Raw genomic sequence first — 26,575 nt, 5'->3', positions numbered from 1 at the left:
TATGTTTTATTTTAGACTAGAATCCAAGATTTGTATATTTGCAGACTTATTAAGCTTGCCATACACATCTTGCTGCACTTGAACAACAATTTGCTGTTGCTGAACATTAACCATGTTATTTCTTATTGCATCTTTGACAATCAAATCTGTAGTAGGAGATACTTTATCATTCAAGCCCAAAAATCTTTGAGCATATTTTTCTGTAACTTTAATAATATGAAACCCTTCCTTTGAAGCAATAGGAGAAGATATATCGCCCTTATTAAAATTAAAAACCTCTTTTATAAAATCAGCTCCAAGAAGATTTTGAGCATTTTGATCGTCTCTTGACAAAAAGCCAAGATCGCCATTTTTGGCTTTAGAAGACTCATCATTAGAATATTTTCTTACAGCTTCTTCAAAAGTAATTTTTTTTGATCTTATTTGGCTTAAAATATTTCTTGCTTGATCTAAAACATCTGATCTTTTTTTATCCTTAGTAGAAAAAAATACATGACTAACTCTTGAAATATCTGGATTTACAAATCTAGTTTTATTAGCCTCATAATACTCAATAATTTCTTTCTCGCTAGGAGTTTTAACCTCAGAAAATTTAGGCTGAGCTTGCTTTAAAACAAGTTTTTGGGAAGACAAAGATCTTTTCATTGAAGACAAAAGCTCGTTCCAATTTGTACCTTGTTTTTCTATCATCTGCTTGATTTGCTCATCAGTAAGATTTAAAAGTCCAAATTGAGTTCTAATTGTTTGCATGACCTCATCATCTGAAATTTCAATTCCTTGCTTTAAAGCCTCTTGACTAAAAAGAACATCTGCTATTAAAACTTGCAAAACTTGCTTTTTCTCAGCATTAGTCAAATCTCGACCTTGAGTCTTTTTAAATATATCAACCTTAGAATCAAAACTGGTTTTAGTAATAATTTCATTTTTATATAAATTAATAATAGCAATAGGAGTATTTTGAGCAAAAGAGTTGATCCCCATAGTTCCCAATATTACCAAAAATAAAAAACTCTTCATAACATAACCTCTTATTAAAGAATCACTTACCCACTAATTTAACAAAATTTTACATTTAAATCTAGCTAATAAAACATTTTCATCTATACAAAAAACTAGAAATTCCTTGTCCACCGCCAACACAAACAGACGCTATTCCTTTTGTTTTATTCTTAATTTTCATAGAACGAGAAAGTGTTAATAAAATTCTTGAACCACTAACTGCAAACGGATGCCCCAAAGCAATAGCACCACCATTTACATTAATAATATCGCTAGTTATATTGTATTTTTTAAACAAGGCTTTTTCAATACTTAATGCTTGAGCCGCAAATGCTTCATTTATTTCAATCAAATCTATTTCACTAGGGTTTAAACTTAATTTACTAATAATGCCTTCAATAGCCATATAAGCTCCAAAACCCATATAAAGCGGATCAAGCCCCACACTTTTAAATCCCCCAATATAAGCTAATGGTCTTACCCCTAAGCTTTTTACTTTCTCTTCACTTGCTAAAATTAAAAAACAAGCCCCATCATTTAAACTAGAAGAATTTCCAGCGGTTACCGTGCCTGATTCTTTAAAAACAGGATTAAGGGATGCCAGTTTATTTAGAGTTAAATTATCTCTTATTTCCTCATCACTTGAGACAACTATACTAGAATTAGTCTTTTTGTCAAAAACAGTCAAAGGATAAATTTCATCTTCAAAATATCCAAGTTCTCTTGCCTTTAATGCCTTTACATGAGAATTATATGCAAATTCATCTTGCATCTCTCTCGTTATTCCATATTTTTCTGAAAGATTTTCTGCTGTAAGTCCCATGGAAATAAAATTTAGAGAATCTATTAAAGCATCTTTTTGAATTGAATCTTCAAGTCCAAAATTACCAAATTTAAGACCGCCAAATCTAATCTTCCTGGGTAATAAATAAGGAGAATTAGTTAGATCTTCTACTCCTCCGGCTAAAACAATATCATTGTTTCCAAGAACAATAGAATTAAATGCAAGCTCCAAAGCCTTAAGGCCAGAACCACAAACTTTATTAACGCTAAACGCGGGCACAGTATTGCCTAAACTAGACTTTAAAGCAATTTGCCTTGCAATATTTTGACCAAGTCCTGAAGATATTACATTCCCAATAATGACCTCATCCACTTCACATAACCTATTTCTTTCAAGCAAAGCTTTTACAACTTTTGAAGATTCATCAATAATGTCCAAACCCCTAAAAGAACCTCCGAACTTGGTATTGGGTGTTCGAAGTCCATCAATAATAGCTACCTTTTTCATCAAAACCACTCCTAAAGCCTTAGTAAACTTCATTGAATTATACAATATAATAGCTCGCTATAAAAACTAAGTTTATTAAATAAAAATAAATCATTTAGCCTGAATTGCTTAATAAATAAACTAAAATGTTATAATCTTAAAATGCACTTTAAAAAAATAATTTTCATAGTATTTATAATTTCTACTTTAAAAGCTTATTCTTATAATTATGCAATCCAATACAAAAATGAAGGTATTGACAAATACTATTTTGAAATACTAAATGATGGATTTGGATTTTCATTAAGCGATTTTTTTGATGATTTAAGAAGCGGTTCTCTAATTTTTACCTATGCTTCTAAATACAATTTTATAATGAATTTAGAAGCACACATGTTAACTTTTAGAGGCTATAAAGACTCACCAAAATCTTTAATTAGCAGAACAGACTTAATTGAAATAGGTTTTATGTATTACTTTCCAATCTTATTGCTAATTAATGGAAAAAATTTTGGAGAAATAGATTTAGGAGTTGGAATTAAAAACTTATTATTTGGAGACTGGGGGGGGCGCTTAACACAAGGTATAATACACCTCATTTTAAATCAACACCGTCCAATTCCAAGTATAAAAAGCTACGATAGCTACAATTACAGAGGATTTTTAAGCTTTGCTATAAATTACTCATACATGAATTTTTTAAATTTAGAAAATTATATAGATTTATCTTATTTTGCAGATTATTTTATCAAAAACAGTATTGGAATTACCTTAAAAAATGAAAATATTGGATTTGATATAAAACTTTACACCCAAATTCAAAATCAAATTAAAAGCCTTAAAACATATTCAAAAATACAAGAAGCAGAAACGGGAATTGGAATAAATTATAAACTTTACTCTAAAAACTTTTTCATAACAAACAATTTAAACATTAAAAATTTTTCAACCAAAGAAAATTTCTTAAGCGTTGGAGGATTTGGAATAATCATTACGCCTGAAGAATACACAAAAATATCGGAATTGAAAAATGAATTTAATATTTTAAGTAATAATTTTTACTTTGGATTTGATATCATGATTCCATTTAAAATAAGAAATTCAATATTTTATAAAATAAATGAAAATATTAACTATTACTTTTCAATAGAAACAAATTATTACACCAATTATAATGAAACTAATAGCTTTACAAATCGATTGTCATCGGGCATCATGTATGAATTTTTACCCCAAAATACATTCAATCCTTATCTCATTTCGGGATTATTTTTTGCCTATAATCAAAACAACCAAGATATTAAAAACATCTTCAGGCCAATAAGAATAAACAACATTATTCAAGGTGGAATTGAAAATGAATTTGGATTCTTGTTCAAAATGCTAAAATACCATAACACAGAATATATTTTCAAAATATATTCAAAAATCAGTTATGTCCCTCTAGCTTATAATCTAAATGAAAAAAAATTAGAAAAACATTCTATTAACTTTAATTATTTAGGAATTGGGATAGTTATTAAATAGCAACATTAAATTAATACTGATGGTCTTTATTAACAAACTTAGTAATGTGTGGTAAAAATAATATGTCCGCCCTACCTGTAGGGCCATTTCTATGTTTTGCTACAATGACCTTAGTTTCTATTGGCTCTATCTCAGCAGAAGACTCAAATTTAAAATCTTTATCTCTATGAAGTAAAATTACAATATCAGCATCTTGCTCTAATGCTCCTGATTCTCTTAGGCTAGCAAGATTAGGTTCACGCCCCTCTGTATCTCTTGTAAGCTGAGATAACGCAATAATAGGAATCTCAAGTTCTCTAGCAAGCTCTTTAAGAGATTTGCTAATCGAAGCAACTTGTTCATGCCTTGGAAGATTTTTTGTTTCAAAAGAAATCAGACTGATATAATCAACAAATATTATATCTATACCATAAAATCGCTTAAGCTTTCGAGCTTGAGTTGCTAAAGTTAGCAAGCTAATATTAGGAGTATCTTCAATATAAAGCTCAGAATCACTAATATCATTTACAATATCATTTAATGATTTTATCTCTTGTCCAGATAAAATGCTATTTTGAACTTTAAAGCTATCAATACAAGATTGAGACGATATTATTCTTTTTATTAAAGCATCCGCTGTCATTTCAAGAGAAAAAAATCCTACTTTTTTCTTTCCTTCTTTTCTCAATGCTATAGCAGACGCAATATTTAAAGCAAAAGCCGTTTTACCAATGCTAGGACGAGCTCCAACTATAATAAAATCACTGTTTCTAAACCCCCCAATAAGAGAATCAACCTTTCTAAAACCACTTGGAATGCCAAAATTTGCTTCCTTTTTCTTCATGCTACGTTCATATATCTCATTATGAACACGTTCTGCAATAACTTTAGCATGATAGAGGTTTTTACTAGAATAATCTAACTCAATTGAAAGAATCTTTTGCTGAGATTCTTCAACAATTTCATTAATAGTTTTTGTAGAATCATTTATATAGTCATTAAGCTCTTTAGACACATTTAAAATGCTTCTACGAACACTCTGTTCTTTTACAATTTTGGCATAAACATTTATAGTTCTATCTGTTGGCAAATAAACTGAAAGTGAATCTAAATAATCTGGCAAATTGATTAAATCTTTTTTAACCAAAAGCTGTGTTTTTGAAACATGCTTAGATACTTCTTCAAAAACAGTAATGGGATCAATATTTTCCCTTTTTTCATAAAGCGAAACCATTGCTTTGAAAATCAGCTTATGAGTTTCATTGTAAAAATCATCAGCTCTTACATGAAAAGCAATTTGCTCTAACTTATCTGAATTATAAAATATACTAGAAATTACCGCTTTTTCTGCACCATCATTAAAAAGAAGTGCAGAATTTGAAAAAGCTGCTAAAGCCACAAACTACACCTCGCCTCTTTCAGCTTACTCATCTACTTTATTTAACTTTTTATTTAAAGACTCTTTATTATCTTGCTTTTTTTCTTCCTCTTGCTTTTTTTCTTTTTTTATTTCTACTTTAATAATAGAGCTAATGCCTTCATAAAGCTTAATTGTCGCATCATAAGTTCCAAAAGTCTTTAAAGTTCCACGATGTATATCTATTTTTTTCCTCTCTATATCAAAACCAAGTTTAAAAAGTTCATCAGCAATATTCGAACTGTTAATACTATGAAATAACTTACCAGAATCATTAGATTTCATAAAAAATTCCAATCTAACAAGATCAAGCTTAGATTTCAGTTCGTTGGCAACTTGTTTTTTTGCTTCTTGCTTTTTTAATATTGATCTTCTTTTTTGATTAAAAATCTCCACATTATGTTTATTTGAAAAAACTGCAAAACCTTGGGGCAGCAAATAATTTCTTGCAAATCCATCCTTTACTTCTACAATATCCCCTTCTCTTCCAAGATTAACAAAATCTTCTTTTAAAATCACCTTCATAATTACCTCTAAACAACTATTTTTTCACAAAAGGCAACAACGCCATATATCTTGCCCGTTTAACTTCTAATGCCAAACGCCTTTGATGCTTAGCAGAAGTTCCAGTAATTCTTTTAGGTAAAATTTTACCTTGCTCGGTAATAAACTTTTTAAGAAAATCAAAATCTTTATAATCAGGATGTTTGCCAGAATCACAAAATTTACATGACTTTCTCTTAAAAAACCTGAAATTTGAATTTTTTTTAAAACCGTCCTGCTGATTTTCAAATCTTGAATCTCTTTGATTTGCATCTCTATCTTTATACATAAACTTAAACTCCATTAAAAAGGTATATCTTCATTAAATTTATCATCAACAATGTCAATATCCTTGATTGCATCTTCTCTTTTATATTTTGTAGAATTATTAATATCTGAATCTTGCATTTGAAAAGTATTAGAACCCAAACCTGAACTAAACATTTGCAAATTATCTACAAATATATTCACCTTACTCCTCTTATCACCCGTATTTCTATCTTGCCAGCTTTCATACTTAAGAGTTCCACTTACCACAACTTGTTTCCCCTTTTTCAAATACTCATTGAGACTTTCGGCTCTTTTTGAAAAAATAACACAATCAAAATATTGTGGATAATCAATCCATTCATCATTTTTCTTCATTTTTCTATTATTAGCTAAAGAAAACCTAAGAATGGCCATTCCACTTTCTGTATAAGAAAGCTCAGAATCTCTTGTAAGTCTGCCAGACAACACCAGTGAATTAATATCAGCCATTTAAAACCCTCTATTTTTCCTAAATATCTGTGCTTTCAGAACCTGTTGGCATTTCAACTTTAGAACCACCTTTAAAACTGTCTTTGTCAATATTATCTCTAAATTCCCTAAAATTTCTTCTTTTAATTTTTCTAGTATTGATCTTTCTAACTATTTTTACCAAAATCATATACCTAAGCAAATTTTTAATTAACTTAAGCTTCGATTCAAATTCTTTTAAATTGGCACCTTCCATACTAAATTCTATTATTTCATAACGACCTCTAGCTTGCTTTTTGATAGGATATTCTAAAGCTCTCTCTCCAATAAAATTGTTAACAATATCAGTTGCACCAAACAATTCTAAAGATTTTTTAACCTCTTCTAAAGAACCTTTATACTCAACTTCTTCACTTTTAAACAAAAAACATGCCTCATATCTTTTAATCATTACTAAAACTCCTCATGGTCCATCGCGTTGCAAAATATGCAACGAAGGTTAGTTAGTAGTATATAAAAGAGAATAATTTTTTTCAACAATAAAAACTTTATTTATAACAAAAAAGAAGATAACTAGAACATGATCTTAGCTCTTAATCTTCTTCTTCGCTAAGCTTATAAGTTTTTCCCGATTTGCCTTGCTTTTCAAGTTTTCTGTCTTCTTTCATTTCAATATAAGTCTTAAAGCCTTTTTTTACATTATCAACTGCAATCATAACGCTAGCTTCAAAAAGACTTTTTGGAGAATAGGTATCAATAGCCTTTTTAATATAATATACATTAGATCCACAAAAGAGCTGCACTTTATTATTAATAAGTCCCATCTTAAGAACTCCAGCCTCTTTAAGTAAATCATTGTCAACAAGCTCAGTATTAACAACATCTACATGCAATCTTGTAGAACAAGCATTAAGCTTTGTAATATTATCAAATCCACCAAGACCTTGAATTAAAAGATGAGCAATCCCAAGACTCTCTAGCTTGCCTTCTTGACCTTCAAAAAATGGATCGTCTGCAACAAATATCTGAAAATCAAAATATCTATAAAGCCAACTAAAAGTAAAATAATAAAGGATAAAAAAGACTACTCCTAAAGGTAATACACTAATCCAATTTGTCTTAGAATTCCCTTGAAGAATTCCAAACATAAAAAAATCCAAAAATCCCGTAGAAAAGGTATTGCCAATCGTAACATCAAAAAAATTAGCAATCAATAATGCAAATCCTGAATAAATAGCGTGAACAAAATAAAGCAAAGGCGCTGTGAAAATAAATAAAAATTCTAAAGGTTCAGTTATTCCTGTCAAAAAAGCTGTCAAGGCCCCAGAAAAAAGAAGTGCTGCAACCTTGCTCTTATCTTCATGAACAATGCCCTTGTAAACCCCTAATGCAGCTCCAGGAAGCCCGAACATAATAGAAAGATAAAATCCACTACCAATCTTAGCAAAACCTGATGAAAATTTAATAAGTGATGGATCTAATAACTGAGCATAAAATATATTCTTAAGACCTCTAAAAGTATTGCCATTGATTGTCTCCACCCCCCCTAAAGAAGTAAACTCGAAAGGAAAAGATAAAATAGAATGCAACCCCAAAGGCAATAACAACCTATTTAAAAATCCATAAAGAAAACTGCCAAAATATTCAAATCTAAAAACAAGCATACCCAAAGATGCAATCAACTTATCAAAACTTGACCAAGCCAAACAAAAAAATATAGCCAAAATAACACAAAAAGGCATAATCATTAATATAGGAACAAAATGGCACTCTGAAAAAAAAATAAAAGGCTTTGGCAGCTTTATATTATAAAATTTGTTATGCAAATAACCAACTAAAAGCCCTACTGCTAGAGAACCTGCAATTCCCGTATTTAAAGTTTGAACGCCAAGAAAATTTATACGCCCCATAGAAGACATTGTATCTGCTTCAACAAGTCCTGAGAAAGTTTCAATAAAATAATTTTCAGTAATATTGAACGTCAAATAACCAACAAGTCCTCCTAAAGCAGCTGTTCCCTGACCCATTCTTGCAACTCCAATAGAAATTCCAATAGAAAAAATTAAAGGCATATTGAGAAGAATAGCATTGCCTATAGCCTTCATTAAACCTATAACATCTTGAAAAAAAAATTTATCAACGTAAACAATATTAGAAGGATTTGAAAATACAGAGCCAATACCAATTAATAAGCATGAAACTGGTAAAATAGAAATAGGCACTCGTAGTGCTTTAGAAAATTTTTGCAAACTTGAAAAGTTAATTATTTTAATAAAATTAATCATGCTAAGCCTCTCCAATGCTAATTTCAGCAAACACTATTTATTATAAAGCTTTTTTACAAAAAAAAAACTTTACTTATAAAAGAAGCCAAATAAATAATAAGATTGGATAAGTCAAGTAAGATTTAATTTGATCTTGAGAAAAACTTACAATTAAAGTAATGTATTATATATTTTTTTATAAACAAAAAATGATCAAACGGAGGCAAAATTGTGATTACAGAAAACAAACTTAAAAATTACTCATTAAGCGATGCTAATACAAGTAAAATACCGAAAAATGAGCTTTTTAGCTCTATATCGCATCTTTTTGGAATTATTTTGTCTATAATCGGAACAACAATCCTTATTACAATATCTGCTCTTAAGAAAAAAGATCTACATATGATTGTATTCTTTATTTACGGATTTTCAATGACTCTATTATATACAATGAGCACTCTTTACCATATATTTCCCAAAGGAAGCAAAATAAAAAGAATCTTTAGAAAATTTGATCATATTTCAATATTTATTCTAATAGCGGGAACATATACTCCTGCATGTGCAATCCTTGTACCAAACAAATCAGGCCTAATAATATTATGTACAGTCTGGGGTCTAGCTACAATCGGAATCATTTTCAAAGCAGTATTCACAAATAGCCCTGGATGGTTTAATGGATTTATATTTATAACCATGGGGTGGATCATTCTTTTTAAAATTAAGCCCATTTACGAGTCCCTTAAAGGAAAAGGATTTTTTTGGCTAGTTTTTGGTGGAATTGTATATACAATAGGCGGAATAGTGTATATATTGAGTAAAAAATTCAATCCAGCAATTAATATGAAAATGCATGATGTATTTCATATATTAATAATAATCGCATCAGTATCTCACTTTTGGCTTATGCTAAAATACATTTCTAATTTTTAATTTAATATATGTAAAAACCCTTTCAAATCATTAAAAAGGCCTAAGCCAAAAAGAAACAGCGCTAAAAAAATGCCAAAGCTATAAAAAGAATAAATGGTCTTGGCCTTAAATCTTTTCCCGCGTAAAAGTTCAATAAAACTTATAAAAATTTGTCCCCCATCAAAAACAGGTATTACAATAAAAAACAAATTCATACCAGCAAGAATTAAACTCAAGACAGAAATGCTATTAATCCAATACAATAGCCCCAAAGAATAAGATGAAGAGAGAATACCCACAATCCCAACAGGACCTGACACACTCTTAGAAGTATTTAAAAAATTTGTTATCAATAAGAAAATAGAATACAAAATATCTTGCAAAGTATTTACAATCTTAAAAAAAGAATTTTTAACAGCACTTGAAACATTTTCTACTTTAATTATTCTTTTTAAAGGTGATAAAAAATATATGCCAATCACTTTATTTCTATCTTGAAATACTAATTTTGAAGAAAAAATTTCTCCATCCCTAACAAACTTAATCTCCACAACATCTGAATTTAAATTCTTAAGCAAATCGTCTAAATCTCTTTTATTTTTCAAAAGAATATTATCAATGCTAATTATTTTGTCCCCCGATTTCATTCCCGCAATCTTAGCAGGCGAATTTAAAACCACATCTGCTATCACAAGATCAATCCAAGGACCAATTTCTTTTAAAAAATCTTGCAAACTAACAATCTCTTCAAAAGTAATATTTTCTTTTTCCCTTAAAACATCAAACGTAACTGTGGATTTTTCCTCTGGAATAATATTTCTCAAATCAGAGAAATATTCAATTTTCTTATTATTAACCTTTAATATAACATCACCATCTCTAAATTTATCTTTTAAAAAAGAATTTTTATTTAAAATACTAATCTTTGAAGAATGATCAAAGTATATAACACCCATCATGCTTATAAAAATGAAAACAATAAATGAAAAAATCAAATTAAATAAAGGCCCTGCAAAATATATTAAAATTTTTTTAAAATGTGAAATTCCAAACAAAGAATCTTTATCTGCTTCTAATTCCTTATTTGCCTTAAGTTCCTTTTCTAAATGATCAAATCCTTTAAGCTTGCAATATCCCCCTAAAAGGATTGGAGAAAGTCTATACTCAGTATTATTAATTTTAAACTTTAATATGCTAGGACCTATACCCACGGAAAAAACTTCAACCTTAACTTTAAAAAGTTTAGCAAATAAAAAATGCCCTAGCTCATGAATAAATATTATAAAACTAAGAGCTAGTACACTAAAAAGAATATACATAATTCCCTCCAAAAAAAATCATCAAGATATGTATAAATAAAATATTGGGCCCGTCAAAAGAAAGGAGTCAATCGAGTCAAGAGCACCACCTCTACCAGGAATGATTTTTCCAGAATCTTTTACTCCGGCACTTCGTTTTAATCCAGATTCAAACAAATCACCAATAATGGTAAAAACTCCAATCAAAATACCGAAAATAATAGATTCTCCGTAGCTTAAATTTATTAATTTAAAAACTACCGCAAATATAGCAGTAAACACAGAAAACAAAATACCCCCAAGAAAACCCATTAATGTTTTATTCGGACTAATAATAGTAGGACGATAGCTGTTTTTTCCTAAAAAATAGCCAAAAAGATATGCAAAAGTATCGTTTCCACTCACCATAGCAAAAAGTATTAACATTAAAAATGGAGCCTTGGGTAAAGTCGTAATAGAGACTGTAAAAGACATTAATACCCCGGGATATATAAGTATAAAAAGTATTGACGTTGCTTGAGACAAAAAGTTTCCAATCTCATGTTCTTTAATAAACACTAAATTAACAATCCAATTACTAAACACTAACGCTATAACCAAGTAATATACTACATTAATGCCTAAATAAAAAACATTAAAATGAATATAAGTTAAAATTGGAGGAACAAACCCTAAAAAAAAAGATAATATGCCTGAAAGTCCTGACGATTTGTATTTTAATAAATCATTAACTTCTTTTGCTGCAAAACCACTAAATATAAAAATTAAAATATTGAGAAATAAATAATTTTTAAAATCTAAAAATATTAAAAATAAAATTAAAGGAACAAAAAATAGAAATGTTCCCAACCTTGCAAAAAAAGCGAATCTCTTAACCTTACTCAACAAATCATCTCCCGAAATTTCTTCCTCTAAATTTAAAACATTCCAAATCCTTACTATACCTATTGTCATAATATTCAGGCCACAAAACATTTGAAAAAATTAATTCAGAATAAGCAATCCTCCATAAGAAAAAATTACTTATTCTAATATTTCCACCTGTACGTATCAAAAGATCGAGATCGGGCAGTTCTGGATTGTCCAAAAAATTAGAAAAAGTATTCTCGTCTAAAGATTCTAAATCAAAATCACTTGAAACAAATTTCCTAACAGCTCGAAGTATTTCATTGCGACCCCCATAATTGATTGCTAAATTTAAAATAAGGTTGTTAAAATTTTTAGAAAAGCTAGTAGAATCTTTTATCGAGCTTTTTACTTCTTCACTTAAAGACTCAACATCTCCTGAAACTACTATTTTTATTCCATTCTTTTTGTAAAAATTAAATTCAGCCCTCAAGTAATTAGCAATTAAAACCATTAAACTTTCTATTTCACGACCATCCCTTTTCCAATTCTCAGTAGAAAATACATAAAAGGATAAATACTTGATACCTACTTTTAAAGAATGCTTAACTATTTCTTTTGCCCTTTTAAGCCCCTCTTTATAACCTTCCAAAGAAGATAATCCCTTGCCTAAAGCCCACCTTCTATTACCATCCATGATAATTCCAACATGAATTGGAAAAGAACCTTTATTCATGGTTTTAAACTTCCATTATTTCTTGAATCTTAGATTCTAAAATCGTATCTATCCTTTTAATATAAATATCTGTAGATTTCTGAATATCATCTAAAATTCTTTTTAAACTGTCCTCTGTAATTTCCGATTCTTTTTCTTGCTTTTTAACCTTATTGTTTAAGTCCTGTCGTATATTTCTAGTTGAAATTTTATGTTCCTCTGCTATCTTTTTAGCATGCTTTACAATATCTTGTCGCCTTTCACTAGTTAAAGCTGGAACTTTGATTCTAATAACCGAACCATCACTTGAAGGGTTCATAGAAAGATCCGAATTAAGTATGGCTTGTTCTATTTTATTTAAGATGGTTTTATCCCAAGGTTGAATAACAACAAGTCTTGCTTCAGGAATTCTAATACTTGACACCTGGGTTATAGGTGTTCTTTGACCATGGTATTGAATAAAAATTTTATCAAAAATATTACTACTAATTCTACCTGTTCTTAATGCTTTATATTCACTATCAAGTGATAAAAGAACCTTGCTCATCTTTTCATCTAGAAAAGCCTTATAATCTTCCATATAAACTCCTCCTTACTGATAAAAAGTAGTAAATTATTTACCCTATTCTTAAATACTTAAACTCAACTATTTCTATCTTGCTTGAAATTGCTTTTGAAATCTCTTCCAACATTTCCCTAACAGTGATTTTATCATTTTTTACAAAACTTTGTTCAAGAAGAGAAATTTCAGCAAGATGTTTTTTTATTTTTCCAGCAACTATACCCTTGACTATACTTTCTGACTTATCACTAAACTCTAATTGTTTGGTAAATATCTCTTCCTGCTCTTTAATATAATTTGGACAAACATCATCATTTCTCAAATAAATAGGAGCAAACGCAGCCACATGCAAAGCTAAATCCATAGCAAAACTTTGCAACATTTTATCTTCAGTTTTAGAAAAATCATCTACTTTTAATTTAACCAAAACACCTATCTTAGATTGTTCACCATGCAAATAAATTTTTACAAATTCATTAGATTGAATTTCAGTAATAAAAATTTTTTTAACTTGAATATTTTCTTTTATTGTAGCTGCTAGATTTTTAAGCTCTGACTCTTGAGAAGTAGTTAAAGAATTTCTTCCGCTTTCTACCAATTCCTTAATTAAAGAATTCCCCAAATTAACAAAATTATGGTTTAAAGCAACAAAATCTGTCTCACAAGAAACAAGCAAAAGTCCGGCATGAATATTGTTCGAATATGAGAATACTCTACCTTCTTTTGCATCTCGATCAAGCCTTTTTTCAGCAGACGCAATTCCCATTTCTCTAAGTTTTTTTTTAGCCAACTCAAAGTCTCCGCCAGCAGCAGACAAAGCTTTTTTACAATCTCCAAAACCAGCATTGGTTTCTTCTCGAAGCTTTTTTACATCCTGAGGACTAATAATGCTCATAAATTATTCTCCCCTTTTTCAATAGAATCACTTTTATCATTTTTAATTTCAATTTCTTTCATCAAATCTTCTTCATTTAAATTTTCAATTATTTGAATACCAACTTCTTTATCACTTTCCAAAATAGCATCGGATATTATTTTTGTAAACAAAGCAACAGAACGAATAGCATCATCATTACCAGGAATTGGACAATCAATAACATCTGGATTACAATTTGTATCAACCACAGAAATAATGGGAATTTTTAATTTTCTAGCCTCATTAATAGCTATTTGCTCTCGCTTAGGATCAATGATGAAAATAGCACCAGGAAGTGTTTCCATATCTTTAATACCTGTTAAATTTTTAGCTAATTTTAATTTTTCACGATTAAGCTGCGAGATCTCTTTCTTACTTATCATGTCAAAAGTTCCATCAATTTCCATCTTTTCTAGCTTTTTCAATTTTTGAACAGATTTTCTAATTGTATTAAAATTAGAAAGCATACCCCCAAGCCATCTATTGTTTACATATGGCATATCACTTCTTCTTGCTTCTTGTTCGATTATCTCGCTAGCTTGCTTTTTAGTTCCAACAAAAAGTACCTTTTTACCATCTTTTATCACCCTTTGAACAAGCTCATAAGAATCTTTAATACCCTGCAAAGTTTTTTGAAGATCTAAAATATGTATTTCATTTCTCTCAGAAAAAATAAATCTTTTCATTCTAGGATCAAGTCTTTTCACCTGATGACCAAAATGAACTCCGGCCTCCAACAAGCTCTTCATCGTAATAATTGCCAAATCAACCTCCTATTATCCTTCTCTTTTACTCACTATGACAGCACATAGCGGAAATTATCCCTTCTTTTATAAGAATATAATAAAACAATCCAATTAATAAGTCCACTACATTGAAAATAAACATCATTATCTTTGATAAAATTATTAAAAGCTAAGATGATATCTGATTTTTTTAAAAAATCATTCTCTTACAAATCGTTCTTATTTCTTTCAGAGAATTTAATCAAACCTATTAAAATAACTGACCCCAAAATAGGAAATAAATAAAGAATAAGATCTATTCGTCTTTCATAATAATCAGAATAGAAAAAAGGAACAAAAAACAAAAATACAATGCCGCCTAAAAAACTTATTAAATAAACTACTAAAAACTTGAAATTCAATATGTTTAAAAACATAACAAAAAAGCTTACCAAAAAAGAAATAATAATGTTTGTTAAAATCAAATGAGAAAAAAATACTATCATGCTCCTCCCTTAAAATTAACTAGTTAGATAAACTAAATCCTGACAAATCTCCAAGATCAATAAGAACACTATAAGCATCGTCAACAACGTTGCCTACACCCATAACAAAAATTGCCAAATTATATTTAGGAGCAATATCTTTTGTAAAAAAATCATCATTTATATGTTTTAAATCCATTGGTCTTTTCTCTTTGTCTAAAAAATCAGACTTTTTAATAGATTTTGAAAAACCTATATATTCCCCTTTATCAATGTAGGATCTATATATGTTTGTCTTCTCAAGAAGAACAGGGGACGAAGAAGTGTTTCCATTTCTTACAATAATAAAAGCCTCGCCGGGAACATCTTTTCTTAATTCTTCAAAATTTATTTCAAAATACAAAGGCAATTTGTTATCAACCCATTCTTTATTTAATTTAAAAACAGGCTTACCCGAATAAATAGTAGAACTCAAATTTATTTTATAAAATCCTCTATTATTAAATTCACTAACATTATCAAAAACACCTTTTAAGGCTTCAAAATCTCTTTCTACGCTTTTTTGAAAACTATTTATATGATAATTAGCACCTTCTGGATAAAACTTGTAGTATATATCAAAACCCCTTAAATTTCCAGCCACTTGATCGGAAAAGTAACTTGCTGGCAAAAAAAAGGCTAAAGAATCTCTTGAAATTCGATTATCAATTTTTTCAGGCGGAGGAAGTATTAAAATATTGTCAAGACCACATCCAAAAAAGCCTAAACAAAATGCAAAATATAAGATAAAAAAAATTATAAAACCTCCTATCAAAAATACAAATTAATTTTGCCTAAGTTCTAAAATTTTATTATTTGCTATATTTATATATAAATTATTTTCATAAGGAAATTTGATAATCTCTTCATACACTTTCACAGCAAGATCTTTATCTTTCTCCTCAATCAATATTGCCTTACTCAAAAGAGCCCTTACCTTTAAAAAGTCTAAACTAGTACTATTAATAAGATTCTCATAAACCAATAAAGCATCTTCTTTTAATCCCATTTTTTCATAAACCGCAGCTTTATTAATAAAAGCAATTTCACTTTCAATACCTTTTGCCTTAATAACAATATCTAAATCCTTAATAGCCTCGTCATACTGTGCTTGACTTTGCAAATAAAAAGCTCTGGCCAAATAAAACCTTGGAATAAAGTAAGATGAAATTTCTTTTTCCTTTGAAATAAGCTCCTTTATCCTAAGAAATATTTTTTCCCTCTCTTTTGTATCATTTTCTTTTAAATAATTATTTAAATCCTTTTCAAGATTTTCTACTATTTCTCCACCACTCTTTACATAATCTTTGCCTAAAGAATTATAAAAAACAACAATAACAGATGCAAACATAAAAATAATAACAATAAATAAAACTAAAAAATTATTCCTAGTCATTATTCATCCCTCTTTAGCAAATTTTCAAATGGCTTATAAGATTCGTCATCATTGCCCTTAAATAAATAAGAAGAAATCTCCTCTCTTGATCTTTGATTCTCATACTCTCTATAAGAGAGCAACACCGATCTGTCTTTAGAATCAATATTTGTTATTACCACTTTAAGCTTATCTCCAATGCTTAATTTTTCAAAAGTTTCTAAACTAGATTCTTTTGTATCTCCTAGTTGAATTTTGCTAATAAATCCCATTATTTTATTATAAACTCTTACTTGAAAGCCTTTTGACTTTTTTTCTACAATCTCAACCTCAATAGCATCACCTTTTTTGTAACTTTTAGAGAAATCTTCCCAAGGACTCTCTTCTAACTGTTTGATTCCCAATCTAACATTTCTCTTTCGTCTGTCAACCTCAAGCACTTTTCCATTCACTAAATCCCCTATCTTGAAATATTTTTCAGGATCAATCTCTTCAAGCCAAGAAATATCAAACTTACTCACATAAGCATCTATACCTTCTTCAATATTTACAAAAGCGCCTGTTTTCGTAATATTAGTAACAACACCTTGAATAACTCTTCCAATAGGATATCTCTCAGTTAATCTCTCCCAAGGATTCTCATTGATCTGTTTAATACCCAGCGATATTTTTTGATTTTCTTTGTCTATTTCTAAAATCTTAACTTCCACTATCTGACCAAGTTTTATTAATTCTTGAGGACTTTTTATTACCCTTATCCAAGAAAAATTACTTATATGTAAAAATCCTGACAATTCGCTATCAAGCTCAATAACAGCTCCAAAGGGTAAAATTTTTACAACTTTCCCTTTTACAATGCTATCAATTTTATATTTAACTTCTACAGAATCCCAAGGATTTGCTTTTAAAGCCTTAAGAGATAATTCCATTTTACCTGTTTGTGGATTTATCTTAATAATTTTCAATTTTAACTTATCGCCAACTCTAACAAAATCTTCAATATTTTCAACTTGATTAAAGGCAATATTTCTTTTATGCAAAATTCCTGTAACAAAATTTTTAATTCTTATAATAGCACCATACTCTGTAATACGATCAACCACCCCATCAACTACATCTTCTTCATTGTAAGAACTTACTAACTCTATTCTCTTAGCAAGATCTCTTTCTCTTTCTAAAGTTCGCCTATCAAGAATAAGTCTCAAACCATCTGATTCGCTTGCTTCAAGAATATAAAATTCAACAATAAAACCTCTTTTTAATTTCTCATCCTTGGATTTAGAGCTCAAATAAAAAGGCATAAAGCCAGAAACATTTTCATTAATTTGAATCTTATAACCATTTGAAAGCTCAGCTAACACTTTACCTTTAATTACTTTTTTATTTTGAATATATTCAGCTACTTTATCTTGAAAATTTAAAGAATCAAGCTTTTCAACGCTTAAAATCAAACCCAATTCTCCACCTATTCTTACAACAATTGCTTCAAGTTTATCACCAATTTTGGGAACATCTTCAAATTCTTCAATCTTGATAAAACCTTCAGATTTATAACCTATATCTACTAGAACATAATCCTTCATAATGTTAACAATCGTCCCAGAAACACGGCTTCCAAGTTCTACTCTTTCAAGTACCTTTAAATAATTTTCTTGTAAATCTTTTTGATTTTCCATTCTCACCTCTCTCTTACTTTTTTCAAATTAAACTTTTCTATTATAATATTACATACATCGTCTAATCCTTTGTAGCTTGTATCAAGGTAAAAAACCCCTTTTGATAATTTTAACTTACCATATTGTTTTCTCTTGTCAACATCATCTCTTATTTTAAGAGTACGCTCTAATTCTTCTAAAGTTTCATTTCCATTTCTTTGCTTATACCGCCTTAAAGCTCGAACTTTAACAGAAGCATCAAGATATATTTTGAATTCGGATTCTGGAAAAACAACAGTAGTAATATCTCTACCTTCTATTATATAATTATCATCGCTAAATTTAACAACCTCTCTTAATTTTTTATTCACAATATTTCTTATTCCAACATAAGAAGAATAAAAAGAAACTTGAAAATCAATCTTATCGTTTAAAATTTGATTTTCAACATTCTCTCCATTAAGAAAAAAGCTAGAATCATTAAAACTTATATCATTCTCAAGGGTCAAATTTAAAAGTCTATTCTCACTAATAAAATCGCAACTATTCATAAGAGATCTTTGGGCAATTAAAGTTATTATCCTGTAAAGATAACCAGAACTGATAAATTTATATCCCAGTTTTATACCAAGCTCTCTTGCAATTGAACTTTTTCCTGATGCTGAAGGTCCATCAATTGCTATTATCATTTGACCTCTCCAGTCTGGATTTTAACCTATTTATTTTAACCAAAGGAACAATTTTTACTTGACCTTCCCTTAAACTATCCAAATTAATATTGCCAATTCTAATTCTATGAATTTTTTTTAAAAAAATATTTTTGCTTAAAAACACTTTTCTTATTTCCCTATTTTTCCCTTCGTCTAAAATCAATCTAGCAGAATTTTTATTTAAAATTTCATAAGATTTTAATTTAAAAAAATCTTTTTCTACCTTTATACCCGATTTAAAAGAAATAAGCAAATTTTCATCAATATCTTTTTTTGATTCAATAATATATTCTCTTTCAACTTTTAGCCTTGGATGAATAATATCATTTGCAAATTTACCATCATTAGTGAATAACAAAAGTCCAGAACTTTTAAAATCAAGCCTGCCAATTGAAAATACACGCTCTTTAAATAAAGGCTGAACCAAAGATATTGCTAACCTTCTTCCATTAACATCAAAATTGGAACATAAATAATTTCTAGGCTTATTAAGAGCCAGATAAATTCTACTCTTGCTTTGAAAGTCTTTAAAAACATAAATCTGCTTCTTATAAATTATTCTGTCTCCTAAAGATACCTTATCCCCAAGCTTAGCAATAGAGCCATTAACTCTTACAAGCTTTTTTCTTATCAACTCTTCACAAAATCTTCTTGATCCTACTCCCTTTTCAGCTAAAAATACATGAACTCTGGGGGACTTAAGTGCAATCATTAATTTTACAACCTCGATACAATACTAACTTATTATTCAGATATCCTAAATTTATAATATTAAGCATTTTACACTCAAGAGATACCAAAAAATAAGAAAATCTCTCAAAAGAATAATTGTCAGCATTAAAATCTAAAAGAGAATCAAAAATTATGCTATTCTCTTTATTTAATATAGAAATAATTTTCATTTTTTTCTCAAAAATTTTCAATTCATATTTATTGCAAGCAACTTTAAGCTTCTTATTACGCAAAAAACTTTTATTAACAACTTTTTCCTTCAATTCACTAGACTTTTTCTTTAAATTTTTCTTTTTATTATTATCATTAGCAATAACACTACTATTTTTAACAAAATTACCACTATCGCCAAAAATAAAATCTTCAATCATTTTTGAGTCATATAATTTAAAATTCTTTATTTGATTTAATTGTAAATTTTCATTTTCTCTATTCTTGTTATAACCTATTAACCTTTCCACAACTTTACGCTCAGCTTTATCCTTGTATTCAAGCTTAAATGGGAATAAAATTTGAGTTTTCCAATAAAACAAATTATTAGCAAGATAAAAAAAATCAATCAATCCCCTAATACTTATATTAAGGTCGTTTGAAGCAACTATAAATTCTTCGATTATTTGATTTAACCTCAAAGTTCTTAAAACGCGTCTATTTACATTAACATATTCAAAAAAAAGCTCTATTCCGCCTGTAAAATTATCAAGATTTATAGAGTAACTACTTAATTCTGACATTTAAAACTTTCCCTACTGCTTGAATTCATCTTCCTTGAATTCAATAGAATTGATATCCTCTTCTTGAACAAAATTATTAAAAATTATTTTTCTAAGCCTCTTATCTAAATCATTTGCAAGTTCTACTTCTTTACTAAGATACTCAATAACGCTCTCTCTCCCCTGTCCAATCTTATTATCTCCTAATGAATACCAAGAACCTGTTTTTTGTATTAAATTATGCTTAATAGCAGCATCTAAAATGCCAGCTTCTCTAGAAATACCTTTCCCAAAGTAAATTACCAATTCTACCTTACGAAAAGGTGGAGCAACCTTATTCTTCACAATCTTAACTCTAATCTTATTGCCAATAACATCATCACTTGAGCCCGATCTAGTTACTTGTTCTATTTTTCGAACTTCAAGCCTAATAGATGAATAAAACTTTAAAGCGTTCCCACCAGTAGTAGTCTCAGGATTTCCAAACATAATACCAATCCTCATTCTTATTTGATTAATAAACATAATACAAGTATCAGATTTAGAAAGTATACCTGTAATCTTTCTAAGAGCCTTGCTCATTAACCTTGCTTGAAGACCAATCTGAGAATCGCCCATTTCTCCATCTATCTCTAATTTTGGGGTTAAAGCTGCTACAGAATCAACTACAATTAAATCAATACCACCACTTCTGATTAAATGCTCGGCAATCTCAAGAGCTTGCTCACCAGTATCGGGTTGACTAAGCCAAAGTTCTTCAACATTAACTCCCAAAGCCCTTGCATAAATGGGATCAAGAGCATGCTCAGCGTCAATAAAAGCAGCTATGCCCCCTTCTTTTTGCACCTCAGCAATCGCTTGAAGAGTTAAAGTAGTCTTGCCAGACGACTCAGGACCAAATATTTCTATTATGCGCCCCCTAGGATATCCACCAATGCCGAGAGCTTCATCCAATACAATAGATCCGCTCGACATACTATTTATGCCTTTTCCGACAGGAGATTCTCCCATCTTAATAAGACTTCCTTTTCCAAAAGTTTTTTCTATTTGAATTCTTGCAAGCTCAACAGCTTCCTCTTTGCTTGCTCTCTCCATACTAACAATAATTTTTTCTCTTTTTCCCTTTAACTTTGACATTCTTAAATTTTTCCTAGCTAAATTTTATGGGTTCTATTTTCTTTACAAAATATCTAAAATTGGTATTATTTATAATAAAATTAAGACTATCTCCTTCCTTAGAATCAAGCAAATTTTCTCCAAAAGGTGATTTATATGAAATAATACCTTCATCGGGATTTGACTCCCAAGGCCCAAGTATCAAATAAGATTCATCTTTACCCGTAATTTCATTTAAAATAACCACCTTAGTTCCAAAACCAACAATAGAACTTTGAAGGTCTTTAGTGTCTATAACTTTTGCATTCTCTATTTCCAACATTAAGGAGTTTAATCTTTTTGTCAAAAACTGTTGTTTTTCCTTAGCAGAATGATATTCAGCATTTTCTTTTAAATCTCCAAGTTCACGAGCTTTACCAATCTCTTTCGAATTTTCTGGAATTTCAACTTCCTTTAAATACTTGAGCTCTTTTTGCTTTTTATTTAAAGAACTTAGTATAGTTAAAAATCCAATTTCCATTCTCTCTCCTGCAAGCTGAATCTTTTCATCTTCAAACTCAACAGAATCAAATAATTGCCTTATTATAGATTTAATCTCTAAAAGATCTTTAGGAGGAAAATCTTTTACATAAAAACAAGTCATATAAACTCTCTTTGCAAGTTCTTCATCTCTTACACTCTCTAAAACCGATTTAAGATATCCATCTTTAACTAAAAGATTAATTACCATTTTATAAATTCTTTTACTTGCAACAGAATTATTTTTATTATTAATTTTAATAACACTGTCTGTTAAAATTTTAATCAAATTAGCCAAAAGATCGGAATCTGAATAACTCAATTCAATAAAATAGGTTTTGCAGTGCTTCAAAATCCAAATATAAGCATCCTTATAGATTTTATAATTTTTTATAACATAATTAAATAATTTTTCCACTTCTCTGGGATCTTCCTTGTAAAGCGATTCAACCAATTTCTTATTAACAGAATGGGGAAAAAGTTCCTTATAATACAAAATCCAATTACTAAGTTCTCTTTTGATTAAAACAACCAATTCTTTTTTAATTTCTGCATTCAAAATTGAATCAAAAAGATCTACTATTCCTTTTGAATACTCCTTTAAAAGAGATTCTAAATTAACATCTTTTTCTATATTAACTTTTGATGACAATTCTTCAGAAAAATTACCCAAAGATTTAAGAATAACGTAAGAACTTATAACATGATGATCAACCTTTGTAAAATTGTTAACATAAATTAAAAAATAGTTAAGCATCTCTTCTTCAATATGCAAATCCTTAACAATTCCTTTAACATTACAATAGTTTATAAATATCTCGTATCTTTTATAAAAATCTTTCTCAATCTTAAATTTATCATACATTTTTTCATTTAAATTGGAAGATCTCTCATTATATATATAACAATCAAGCTTACCAGAATCCATAACAAAATGGGGATTGTCCTTTAAGATTTGCTTTGCTTTCAAGCTCCATGAATTCCATGAACTTTGAGTCATCAAGCTTGGCACCAACTCTTTTTTTATTCCCTTTAAATCAATAGCTTTATAGCTTTTTATAATAACTTTTATAGCCCACTCAATATCTTTTTTTACTCTATCTGCAAGCTCCTCTTTAGGCGTTATAGCCTTTAATACCCTAATATCCTCTCTACTAAGAGGAGAAAGAGCCGACATCGCCATATCAAAACCAATAAAATGACCTCTTTTGGAAACAAAATCAACCGTAATACCATGATCATTTACATCCCTTACTATTCCAACAGACCAAGTCTGGTGATAAACAAAATTACCCTTTGCAAAAAACAAATATTTTTCAAAGTCTGAGTACACCTCAACAAAATTTTTATCTAAGTTTTCAATATCAGACTTTACAAGATAATCCTCAATATTCTTTACATCTTTATATCTTTCTCTTAAAAATTTAACTAAATTTTCTCTTGCCTTATAATTTTTATTGTCAAGCTTTAAAATACCTTTTAAAATTTCTATTGTCTCGTCAATATTATCAGTCAAAGAATAATGATCAAATAAATCTTCATAAAGAACTATGGCTTTTTTAAATCCAAGATCTTTTTCAATCTTTTGTAAAATAAGCAAAAAAGAATCAAAATCATCTGAAACATAATGAATAAGCTTTGCCCATACTTCTCTAATTCCTGACATTTGTTTTTTATCGATAAAACGATAAATAGCTTTTCTAAAATAAAAAATTGATTTTTGCAAATCAATAGTTTCATAATAAGTAGCAAGTTGCCTTACAAACACAGTGTCGTCAATATCTGCTTCAACAATTCTAGTCCAAATGCTTGGAAGCTTATCATTTTCATTGTTTTGGGCATATATTTTTGCAAGAGTATAAAGAGCATGCTTATTTTCTGAAATAAAAAGCATTTCATTGCATATATGCTCAACAAGAGCCCATTTTAAGTTTTGAGAAAATAAATCAATAACAGCAAGCAAATTCATGTCATTTAAAGGCCTCCTGCTATATATGAGCATTCCAGAAATATAAAGACCTGCTATACTTTTTTTAACATCTTTTAAATGCCTGCCGCAAATATCAAGCACATCCTCTGTTAACCCCTCATCGATTATATTATCTATCAAATCATCCAATTCTTTTATTTTAGCAAGAGAATAATTACTAACAACTATTCTTGTCCACTTATCTTCTTGTAAAATACTATCTAATTTATCTATGGTAACATTAGACATTAAACTCTCCTAATATCGATTTTTAGCATCAAGCAACTAATTTACATACTGTTGATAAATTCCCAAGTCTATTTCTTTTATGTATAACAAAATCTCATCAATACGTGCTCTATCTTCTTTTATCCTTACATAATGATCAATAAGCCAAAAATACTTATTAATAAGCCTTGGAAGTAATATGCTCTCATTTATTGATCTATAAGACTTTTCTTTAAGTTCATTGCGCAAATTGTAAACAGACTGCTTCAGCTGTCCAAGCTCTATAGGTCTTAATTCTCTTTTAACATTAAAAACACCATTAAGAGAGCCATAAACAGGAATCCATTCTTTTATAAGATCATCTGAAATATTTCTGTCAGACTTAATAAGATCAATTAATCTTAAAATCATATCGGACTCAAGAGAATATATATCTATCTTTTGAGGATTGATAAAAAAAGCTTCTCTGAATAAGACTTTAGCCTCTTTAATTTCATCAACCAGCGCATAAGAATCGGCAAGCTCTGCAACAACATCTGAATTTTCCTTAGCATTTCCCAATATTTGCAAAAAGACATTAATTGCTCTCTCGTAATTTCCCATACCCTTATAAGACTTAGCAATTTTTATTAAAAGGTCCAAATTTTCTGGATGCAGTTTGTATATGTTTTTATATATGTAAAGACAAGTCTGAAACACAAAATATTTTATAGAATTACGACCTTGCAAAAAATTACAACCCATCTTTTTCAAATATCGTCCTGCAAAATTATTCCACTCTCTTATTAAAAATTCTGCCTTTTCATAATCTTGTCCTATTCTATCAAGGCTTTCAACCTGACCATTCCAATACACAGAACTTTTCAAAGCCGTTAAAATCTCAATATTATCAAAATCAAGAGAATGAGCTTCTTCAGATTTTACTAAAGCTTCTTTAAAATTGCCTTTTCTAAAATCTAAATAAATCTCTTTAATCAATTCAACGATTCTTTCTGATGACACATCCCCACCATTTTAAAAATATATACAACCACCCCGTTACACTTTATATAATTATATCATTTATCAATTTTTAGTCAAACAAGAAATTAAGGCAAAATAACAATATTCTATTTATTATTCTTTCAAAAGAAAATCTTATATTATAATATTAAAAAGAAAATTGTGGGGTCAAATTCTAGCTATATGGAACCTAATAAAATTATTAACAAGGCTATTTATTACTATAATTCAAAAAAATATTCACAAGCAATAAAGCTCTTAGAAAAAGAAATTTTTTTCTACAAAAATTACTATTTATATCACTATGTCTTAGGAATGTCTTACCTTCGTATTGGAAATCTCGGCAATGCTCAAACATATCTTAAAAAAGCTTACACTTTAAATCCTAGTGAATCAAACATAAAACAAGCTATTGCTATACTTTTAGCAAGCCAAGGTAAAGAAGAAAAAGCTATTCAAATATGGCTTAAAATGATAGAAGAAAATCAAGAAGTAGATCAATCAGAGCTATCTCTTGAAATTATCCGAAAAAATCCTATCAAAGGATCTATTTTTTTAAAAAATAGCAACCTATATGAGAAATTGTTTCCGATAATCAAGGCAATACCCGATAAAAATTTAAAAAAAATAATCATAATAATTGCCATTGGGGGAATTGTACTTATTTCAATCTTAGCAATCTATTTTATTTTTTATGAACAAAAAACAACAACATCTGCAAATCGAAGAGAAGAAATAAACAAAAATTTAAACAACATTGCCGCTTACATTGACGACATTAAAATAAATAACAAAGAAAAAATAAAAAACGAAGAAGGCCAATTTATATTAATACTAACCAGCGACGAAATTAAAAATTCTTTTGAAAAAATTAAAATTTATTTAAAAACAGGAAAAGATAATTTTGCAAGAATAGAAATAAATAAAATATTAAACTCAAACGCATCAGAATCCATAAAACTAAAAGCCAAAAACCTTGCAAGTTTTATCTCAAGGCCAGATTTTATTAGCTTTAATGAATATTTAAACTTAAAAGATATTAAGAAAGATCCATCAATCTATTCAAACGTATATGTAAAATGGGAAGGGGTAGTAAATAATGTCGAAAAAAAAGACAACATAATTCAGTTTGACTTTTATGTGGGATACAACAAAAATGTACTCTTAGGAATTATCCCAACAAAAACAACCTTTGATATTGATATTGATTTTAAAGACAATGTTGAAATACTTGGACAAATAGAATTCAAAAATAACAAACTTACCTTAAACGCAATCACAATTAGAAAAATAGATAGAAACGAAAATTAATCTTAATATC

Annotated in this window: 27 protein-coding genes; 3 read left to right on the top strand and 24 right to left on the bottom strand. The window is 28.9% G+C overall.

All coding sequences use genetic code 11. The annotated features are described in order from the left end of the window. Positions 1–6: 6 nt before the first annotated feature. Both BLO14_RS03755 and BLO14_RS03750 read right to left on the bottom strand, forming a co-directional pair. Entirely contained in the window at positions 7–1,017 is a 1,011-nt protein-coding gene (locus BLO14_RS03755; protein ID WP_091973038.1) for a peptidylprolyl isomerase, read from the bottom strand. A gap of 79 nt (positions 1,018–1,096) precedes the next feature. Next, on the bottom strand, positions 1,097–2,290 hold the full coding sequence (locus BLO14_RS03750) for an acetyl-CoA C-acyltransferase (protein ID WP_200780498.1): 1,194 nt from the start codon (positions 2,288–2,290) through the stop codon (positions 1,097–1,099). Positions 2,291–2,431: 141 nt separating this feature from the next. Here BLO14_RS03750 and BLO14_RS03745 point away from each other — a divergent pair, with 141 nt between their 5' ends. Continuing rightward, a complete protein-coding gene (locus BLO14_RS03745) occupies positions 2,432–3,796 on the top strand; it encodes a hypothetical protein (RefSeq protein ID WP_091973031.1) in 1,365 nt (454 codons plus the stop codon). 10 nt (positions 3,797–3,806) lie between these two features. Here BLO14_RS03745 and dnaB read toward each other — a convergent pair whose 3' ends face one another. The 6 genes from dnaB to BLO14_RS03715 form a co-directional block, all read right to left on the bottom strand. Next, positions 3,807–5,174 carry a replicative DNA helicase gene (gene dnaB / locus BLO14_RS03740; RefSeq protein WP_091973028.1) on the bottom strand — a complete coding sequence of 456 codons (1,368 nt, stop codon included), beginning with the start codon at positions 5,172–5,174 and terminating at the stop codon, positions 3,807–3,809. Positions 5,175–5,198: 24 nt separating this feature from the next. Next, a complete protein-coding gene (gene rplI, locus BLO14_RS03735) occupies positions 5,199–5,717 on the bottom strand; it encodes a 50S ribosomal protein L9 (protein WP_091973025.1) in 519 nt (172 codons plus the stop codon). Positions 5,718–5,733: 16 nt separating this feature from the next. Beyond that, positions 5,734–6,024 (bottom strand): 30S ribosomal protein S18, encoded by a 291-nt coding sequence (gene rpsR / locus BLO14_RS03730; RefSeq protein WP_091973022.1) that lies wholly within the window; start codon positions 6,022–6,024, stop codon positions 5,734–5,736. Between the two features lie 14 nt (positions 6,025–6,038). Beyond that, positions 6,039–6,494, bottom strand: coding sequence for a single-stranded DNA-binding protein (locus BLO14_RS03725; RefSeq protein ID WP_091973019.1), 456 nt, complete (start codon positions 6,492–6,494; stop codon positions 6,039–6,041). Between the two features lie 19 nt (positions 6,495–6,513). Continuing rightward, positions 6,514–6,924, bottom strand: coding sequence for a 30S ribosomal protein S6 (gene rpsF, locus BLO14_RS03720; RefSeq protein WP_091973016.1), 411 nt, complete (start codon positions 6,922–6,924; stop codon positions 6,514–6,516). A gap of 142 nt (positions 6,925–7,066) precedes the next feature. After that, positions 7,067–8,758 (bottom strand): PTS transporter subunit EIIC, encoded by a 1,692-nt coding sequence (locus BLO14_RS03715; RefSeq protein WP_091973013.1) that lies wholly within the window; start codon positions 8,756–8,758, stop codon positions 7,067–7,069. A gap of 210 nt (positions 8,759–8,968) precedes the next feature. Here BLO14_RS03715 and trhA point away from each other — a divergent pair, with 210 nt between their 5' ends. Then, entirely contained in the window at positions 8,969–9,670 is a 702-nt protein-coding gene (gene trhA, locus BLO14_RS03710; RefSeq protein ID WP_091973009.1) for a PAQR family membrane homeostasis protein TrhA, read from the top strand. Here trhA and rseP read toward each other — a convergent pair. From rseP to BLO14_RS03630, 16 genes are all read right to left on the bottom strand, one after another. Continuing rightward, a complete protein-coding gene (gene rseP, locus BLO14_RS03705; RefSeq protein WP_091973006.1) occupies positions 9,667–10,968 on the bottom strand; it encodes an RIP metalloprotease RseP in 1,302 nt (433 codons plus the stop codon). The genes trhA and rseP overlap by 4 nt on opposite strands. A gap of 21 nt (positions 10,969–10,989) precedes the next feature. Beyond that, the gene (locus BLO14_RS03700; RefSeq protein WP_200780512.1) at positions 10,990–11,835 is read right to left on the bottom strand and encodes a phosphatidate cytidylyltransferase; all 846 of its coding nucleotides are present in this window, start codon (positions 11,833–11,835) and stop codon (positions 10,990–10,992) included. Position 11,836: 1 nt separating this feature from the next. Beyond that, positions 11,837–12,529 (bottom strand): polyprenyl diphosphate synthase, encoded by a 693-nt coding sequence (uppS, locus tag BLO14_RS03695; RefSeq protein WP_091973003.1) that lies wholly within the window; start codon positions 12,527–12,529, stop codon positions 11,837–11,839. A gap of 4 nt (positions 12,530–12,533) precedes the next feature. Further along, positions 12,534–13,088, bottom strand: coding sequence for a ribosome recycling factor (gene frr / locus BLO14_RS03690; protein WP_091973000.1), 555 nt, complete (start codon positions 13,086–13,088; stop codon positions 12,534–12,536). Between the two features lie 37 nt (positions 13,089–13,125). After that, the gene (gene tsf / locus BLO14_RS03685; RefSeq protein WP_091972996.1) at positions 13,126–13,965 is read right to left on the bottom strand and encodes a translation elongation factor Ts; all 840 of its coding nucleotides are present in this window, start codon (positions 13,963–13,965) and stop codon (positions 13,126–13,128) included. Next, positions 13,962–14,750: a 30S ribosomal protein S2 gene (gene rpsB / locus BLO14_RS03680; RefSeq protein WP_091972993.1), complete on the bottom strand. Its 789-nt coding sequence runs from the start codon at positions 14,748–14,750 to the stop codon at positions 13,962–13,964. Before rpsB ends, tsf begins: the two co-directional genes overlap by 4 nt. A gap of 188 nt (positions 14,751–14,938) precedes the next feature. Continuing rightward, positions 14,939–15,217 (bottom strand): hypothetical protein, encoded by a 279-nt coding sequence (locus tag BLO14_RS03675; protein ID WP_091972990.1) that lies wholly within the window; start codon positions 15,215–15,217, stop codon positions 14,939–14,941. A gap of 19 nt (positions 15,218–15,236) precedes the next feature. Continuing rightward, on the bottom strand, positions 15,237–15,932 hold the full coding sequence (locus tag BLO14_RS03670) for a hypothetical protein (RefSeq protein ID WP_091973296.1): 696 nt from the start codon (positions 15,930–15,932) through the stop codon (positions 15,237–15,239). A gap of 87 nt (positions 15,933–16,019) precedes the next feature. After that, the gene (locus BLO14_RS03665; protein WP_091972987.1) at positions 16,020–16,631 is read right to left on the bottom strand and encodes a tetratricopeptide repeat protein; all 612 of its coding nucleotides are present in this window, start codon (positions 16,629–16,631) and stop codon (positions 16,020–16,022) included. Continuing rightward, entirely contained in the window at positions 16,631–18,286 is a 1,656-nt protein-coding gene (locus BLO14_RS03660) for a 30S ribosomal protein S1 (RefSeq protein WP_091972984.1), read from the bottom strand. The genes BLO14_RS03665 and BLO14_RS03660 overlap by 1 nt, the downstream gene beginning before the upstream one ends. Before the next feature lie 2 nt (positions 18,287–18,288). Next, positions 18,289–18,954: a (d)CMP kinase gene (cmk, locus tag BLO14_RS03655; protein ID WP_091972982.1), complete on the bottom strand. Its 666-nt coding sequence runs from the start codon at positions 18,952–18,954 to the stop codon at positions 18,289–18,291. Then, positions 18,938–19,687 (bottom strand): pseudouridine synthase, encoded by a 750-nt coding sequence (locus BLO14_RS03650; RefSeq protein WP_091972979.1) that lies wholly within the window; start codon positions 19,685–19,687, stop codon positions 18,938–18,940. Before BLO14_RS03650 ends, cmk begins: the two co-directional genes overlap by 17 nt. Beyond that, on the bottom strand, positions 19,674–20,441 hold the full coding sequence (locus tag BLO14_RS03645) for a hypothetical protein (RefSeq protein ID WP_091972976.1): 768 nt from the start codon (positions 20,439–20,441) through the stop codon (positions 19,674–19,676). Before BLO14_RS03645 ends, BLO14_RS03650 begins: the two co-directional genes overlap by 14 nt. Before the next feature lie 12 nt (positions 20,442–20,453). Beyond that, complete coding sequence (recA, locus tag BLO14_RS03640) at positions 20,454–21,557, bottom strand: recombinase RecA (RefSeq protein WP_091972973.1); 1,104 nt, start codon at positions 21,555–21,557, stop codon at positions 20,454–20,456. A gap of 13 nt (positions 21,558–21,570) precedes the next feature. Continuing rightward, positions 21,571–24,273 carry a transcription elongation factor GreA gene (gene greA, locus BLO14_RS03635; RefSeq protein ID WP_091972971.1) on the bottom strand — a complete coding sequence of 901 codons (2,703 nt, stop codon included), beginning with the start codon at positions 24,271–24,273 and terminating at the stop codon, positions 21,571–21,573. A 36-nt stretch (positions 24,274–24,309) separates the two neighbouring features. Continuing rightward, a complete protein-coding gene (locus BLO14_RS03630; protein ID WP_091972968.1) occupies positions 24,310–25,254 on the bottom strand; it encodes a tetratricopeptide repeat protein in 945 nt (314 codons plus the stop codon). Between the two features lie 183 nt (positions 25,255–25,437). On the opposite strand from BLO14_RS03630, the gene BLO14_RS03625 reads away from it, so the two are divergent. Beyond that, a complete protein-coding gene (locus BLO14_RS03625; RefSeq protein WP_091972965.1) occupies positions 25,438–26,565 on the top strand; it encodes a tetratricopeptide repeat protein in 1,128 nt (375 codons plus the stop codon). Positions 26,566–26,575 lie beyond the last annotated feature (10 nt).

Origin of the sequence: Borreliella japonica (assembly GCF_900099615.1) — a bacterium.
Taxonomy (GTDB): Bacteria; Spirochaetota; Spirochaetia; order Borreliales; family Borreliaceae; genus Borreliella; species Borreliella japonica.
Note: the sequence above shows the minus strand (reverse complement) of the source record. Positions and strands in the feature narration are given on the sequence as shown.

Bases quoted from the DNA above. Each gene is read 5' to 3' on its own strand.
- BLO14_RS03755 (WP_091973038.1), bottom strand. From the start codon at position 1,017: ATGAAGAGTTTTTTATTTTTGGTAATATTGGGAACTATGGGGATCAAC.
- BLO14_RS03750 (WP_200780498.1), bottom strand. From the start codon at position 2,290: ATGAAAAAGGTAGCTATTATTGATGGACTTCGAACACCCAATACCAAG.
- BLO14_RS03745 (WP_091973031.1), top strand. From the start codon at position 2,432: ATGCACTTTAAAAAAATAATTTTCATAGTATTTATAATTTCTACTTTA.
- rplI (WP_091973025.1), bottom strand. From the start codon at position 5,717: ATGAAGGTGATTTTAAAAGAAGATTTTGTTAATCTTGGAAGAGAAGGG.
- rpsR (WP_091973022.1), bottom strand. From the start codon at position 6,024: ATGTATAAAGATAGAGATGCAAATCAAAGAGATTCAAGATTTGAAAAT.
- BLO14_RS03725 (WP_091973019.1), bottom strand. From the start codon at position 6,494: ATGGCTGATATTAATTCACTGGTGTTGTCTGGCAGACTTACAAGAGAT.
- rpsF (WP_091973016.1), bottom strand. From the start codon at position 6,924: ATGATTAAAAGATATGAGGCATGTTTTTTGTTTAAAAGTGAAGAAGTT.
- BLO14_RS03715 (WP_091973013.1), bottom strand. From the start codon at position 8,758: ATGATTAATTTTATTAAAATAATTAACTTTTCAAGTTTGCAAAAATTT.
- rseP (WP_091973006.1), bottom strand. From the start codon at position 10,968: ATGTATATTCTTTTTAGTGTACTAGCTCTTAGTTTTATAATATTTATT.
- uppS (WP_091973003.1), bottom strand. From the start codon at position 12,529: ATGAATAAAGGTTCTTTTCCAATTCATGTTGGAATTATCATGGATGGT.
- frr (WP_091973000.1), bottom strand. From the start codon at position 13,088: ATGGAAGATTATAAGGCTTTTCTAGATGAAAAGATGAGCAAGGTTCTT.
- tsf (WP_091972996.1), bottom strand. From the start codon at position 13,965: ATGAGCATTATTAGTCCTCAGGATGTAAAAAAGCTTCGAGAAGAAACC.
- BLO14_RS03675 (WP_091972990.1), bottom strand. From the start codon at position 15,217: ATGATAGTATTTTTTTCTCATTTGATTTTAACAAACATTATTATTTCT.
- BLO14_RS03665 (WP_091972987.1), bottom strand. From the start codon at position 16,631: ATGACTAGGAATAATTTTTTAGTTTTATTTATTGTTATTATTTTTATG.
- BLO14_RS03660 (WP_091972984.1), bottom strand. From the start codon at position 18,286: ATGGAAAATCAAAAAGATTTACAAGAAAATTATTTAAAGGTACTTGAA.
- cmk (WP_091972982.1), bottom strand. From the start codon at position 18,954: ATGATAATAGCAATTGATGGACCTTCAGCATCAGGAAAAAGTTCAATT.
- BLO14_RS03650 (WP_091972979.1), bottom strand. From the start codon at position 19,687: ATGATTGCACTTAAGTCCCCCAGAGTTCATGTATTTTTAGCTGAAAAG.
- BLO14_RS03645 (WP_091972976.1), bottom strand. From the start codon at position 20,441: ATGTCAGAATTAAGTAGTTACTCTATAAATCTTGATAATTTTACAGGC.
- recA (WP_091972973.1), bottom strand. From the start codon at position 21,557: ATGTCAAAGTTAAAGGGAAAAAGAGAAAAAATTATTGTTAGTATGGAG.
- greA (WP_091972971.1), bottom strand. From the start codon at position 24,273: ATGTCTAATGTTACCATAGATAAATTAGATAGTATTTTACAAGAAGAT.
- BLO14_RS03625 (WP_091972965.1), top strand. From the start codon at position 25,438: ATGGAACCTAATAAAATTATTAACAAGGCTATTTATTACTATAATTCA.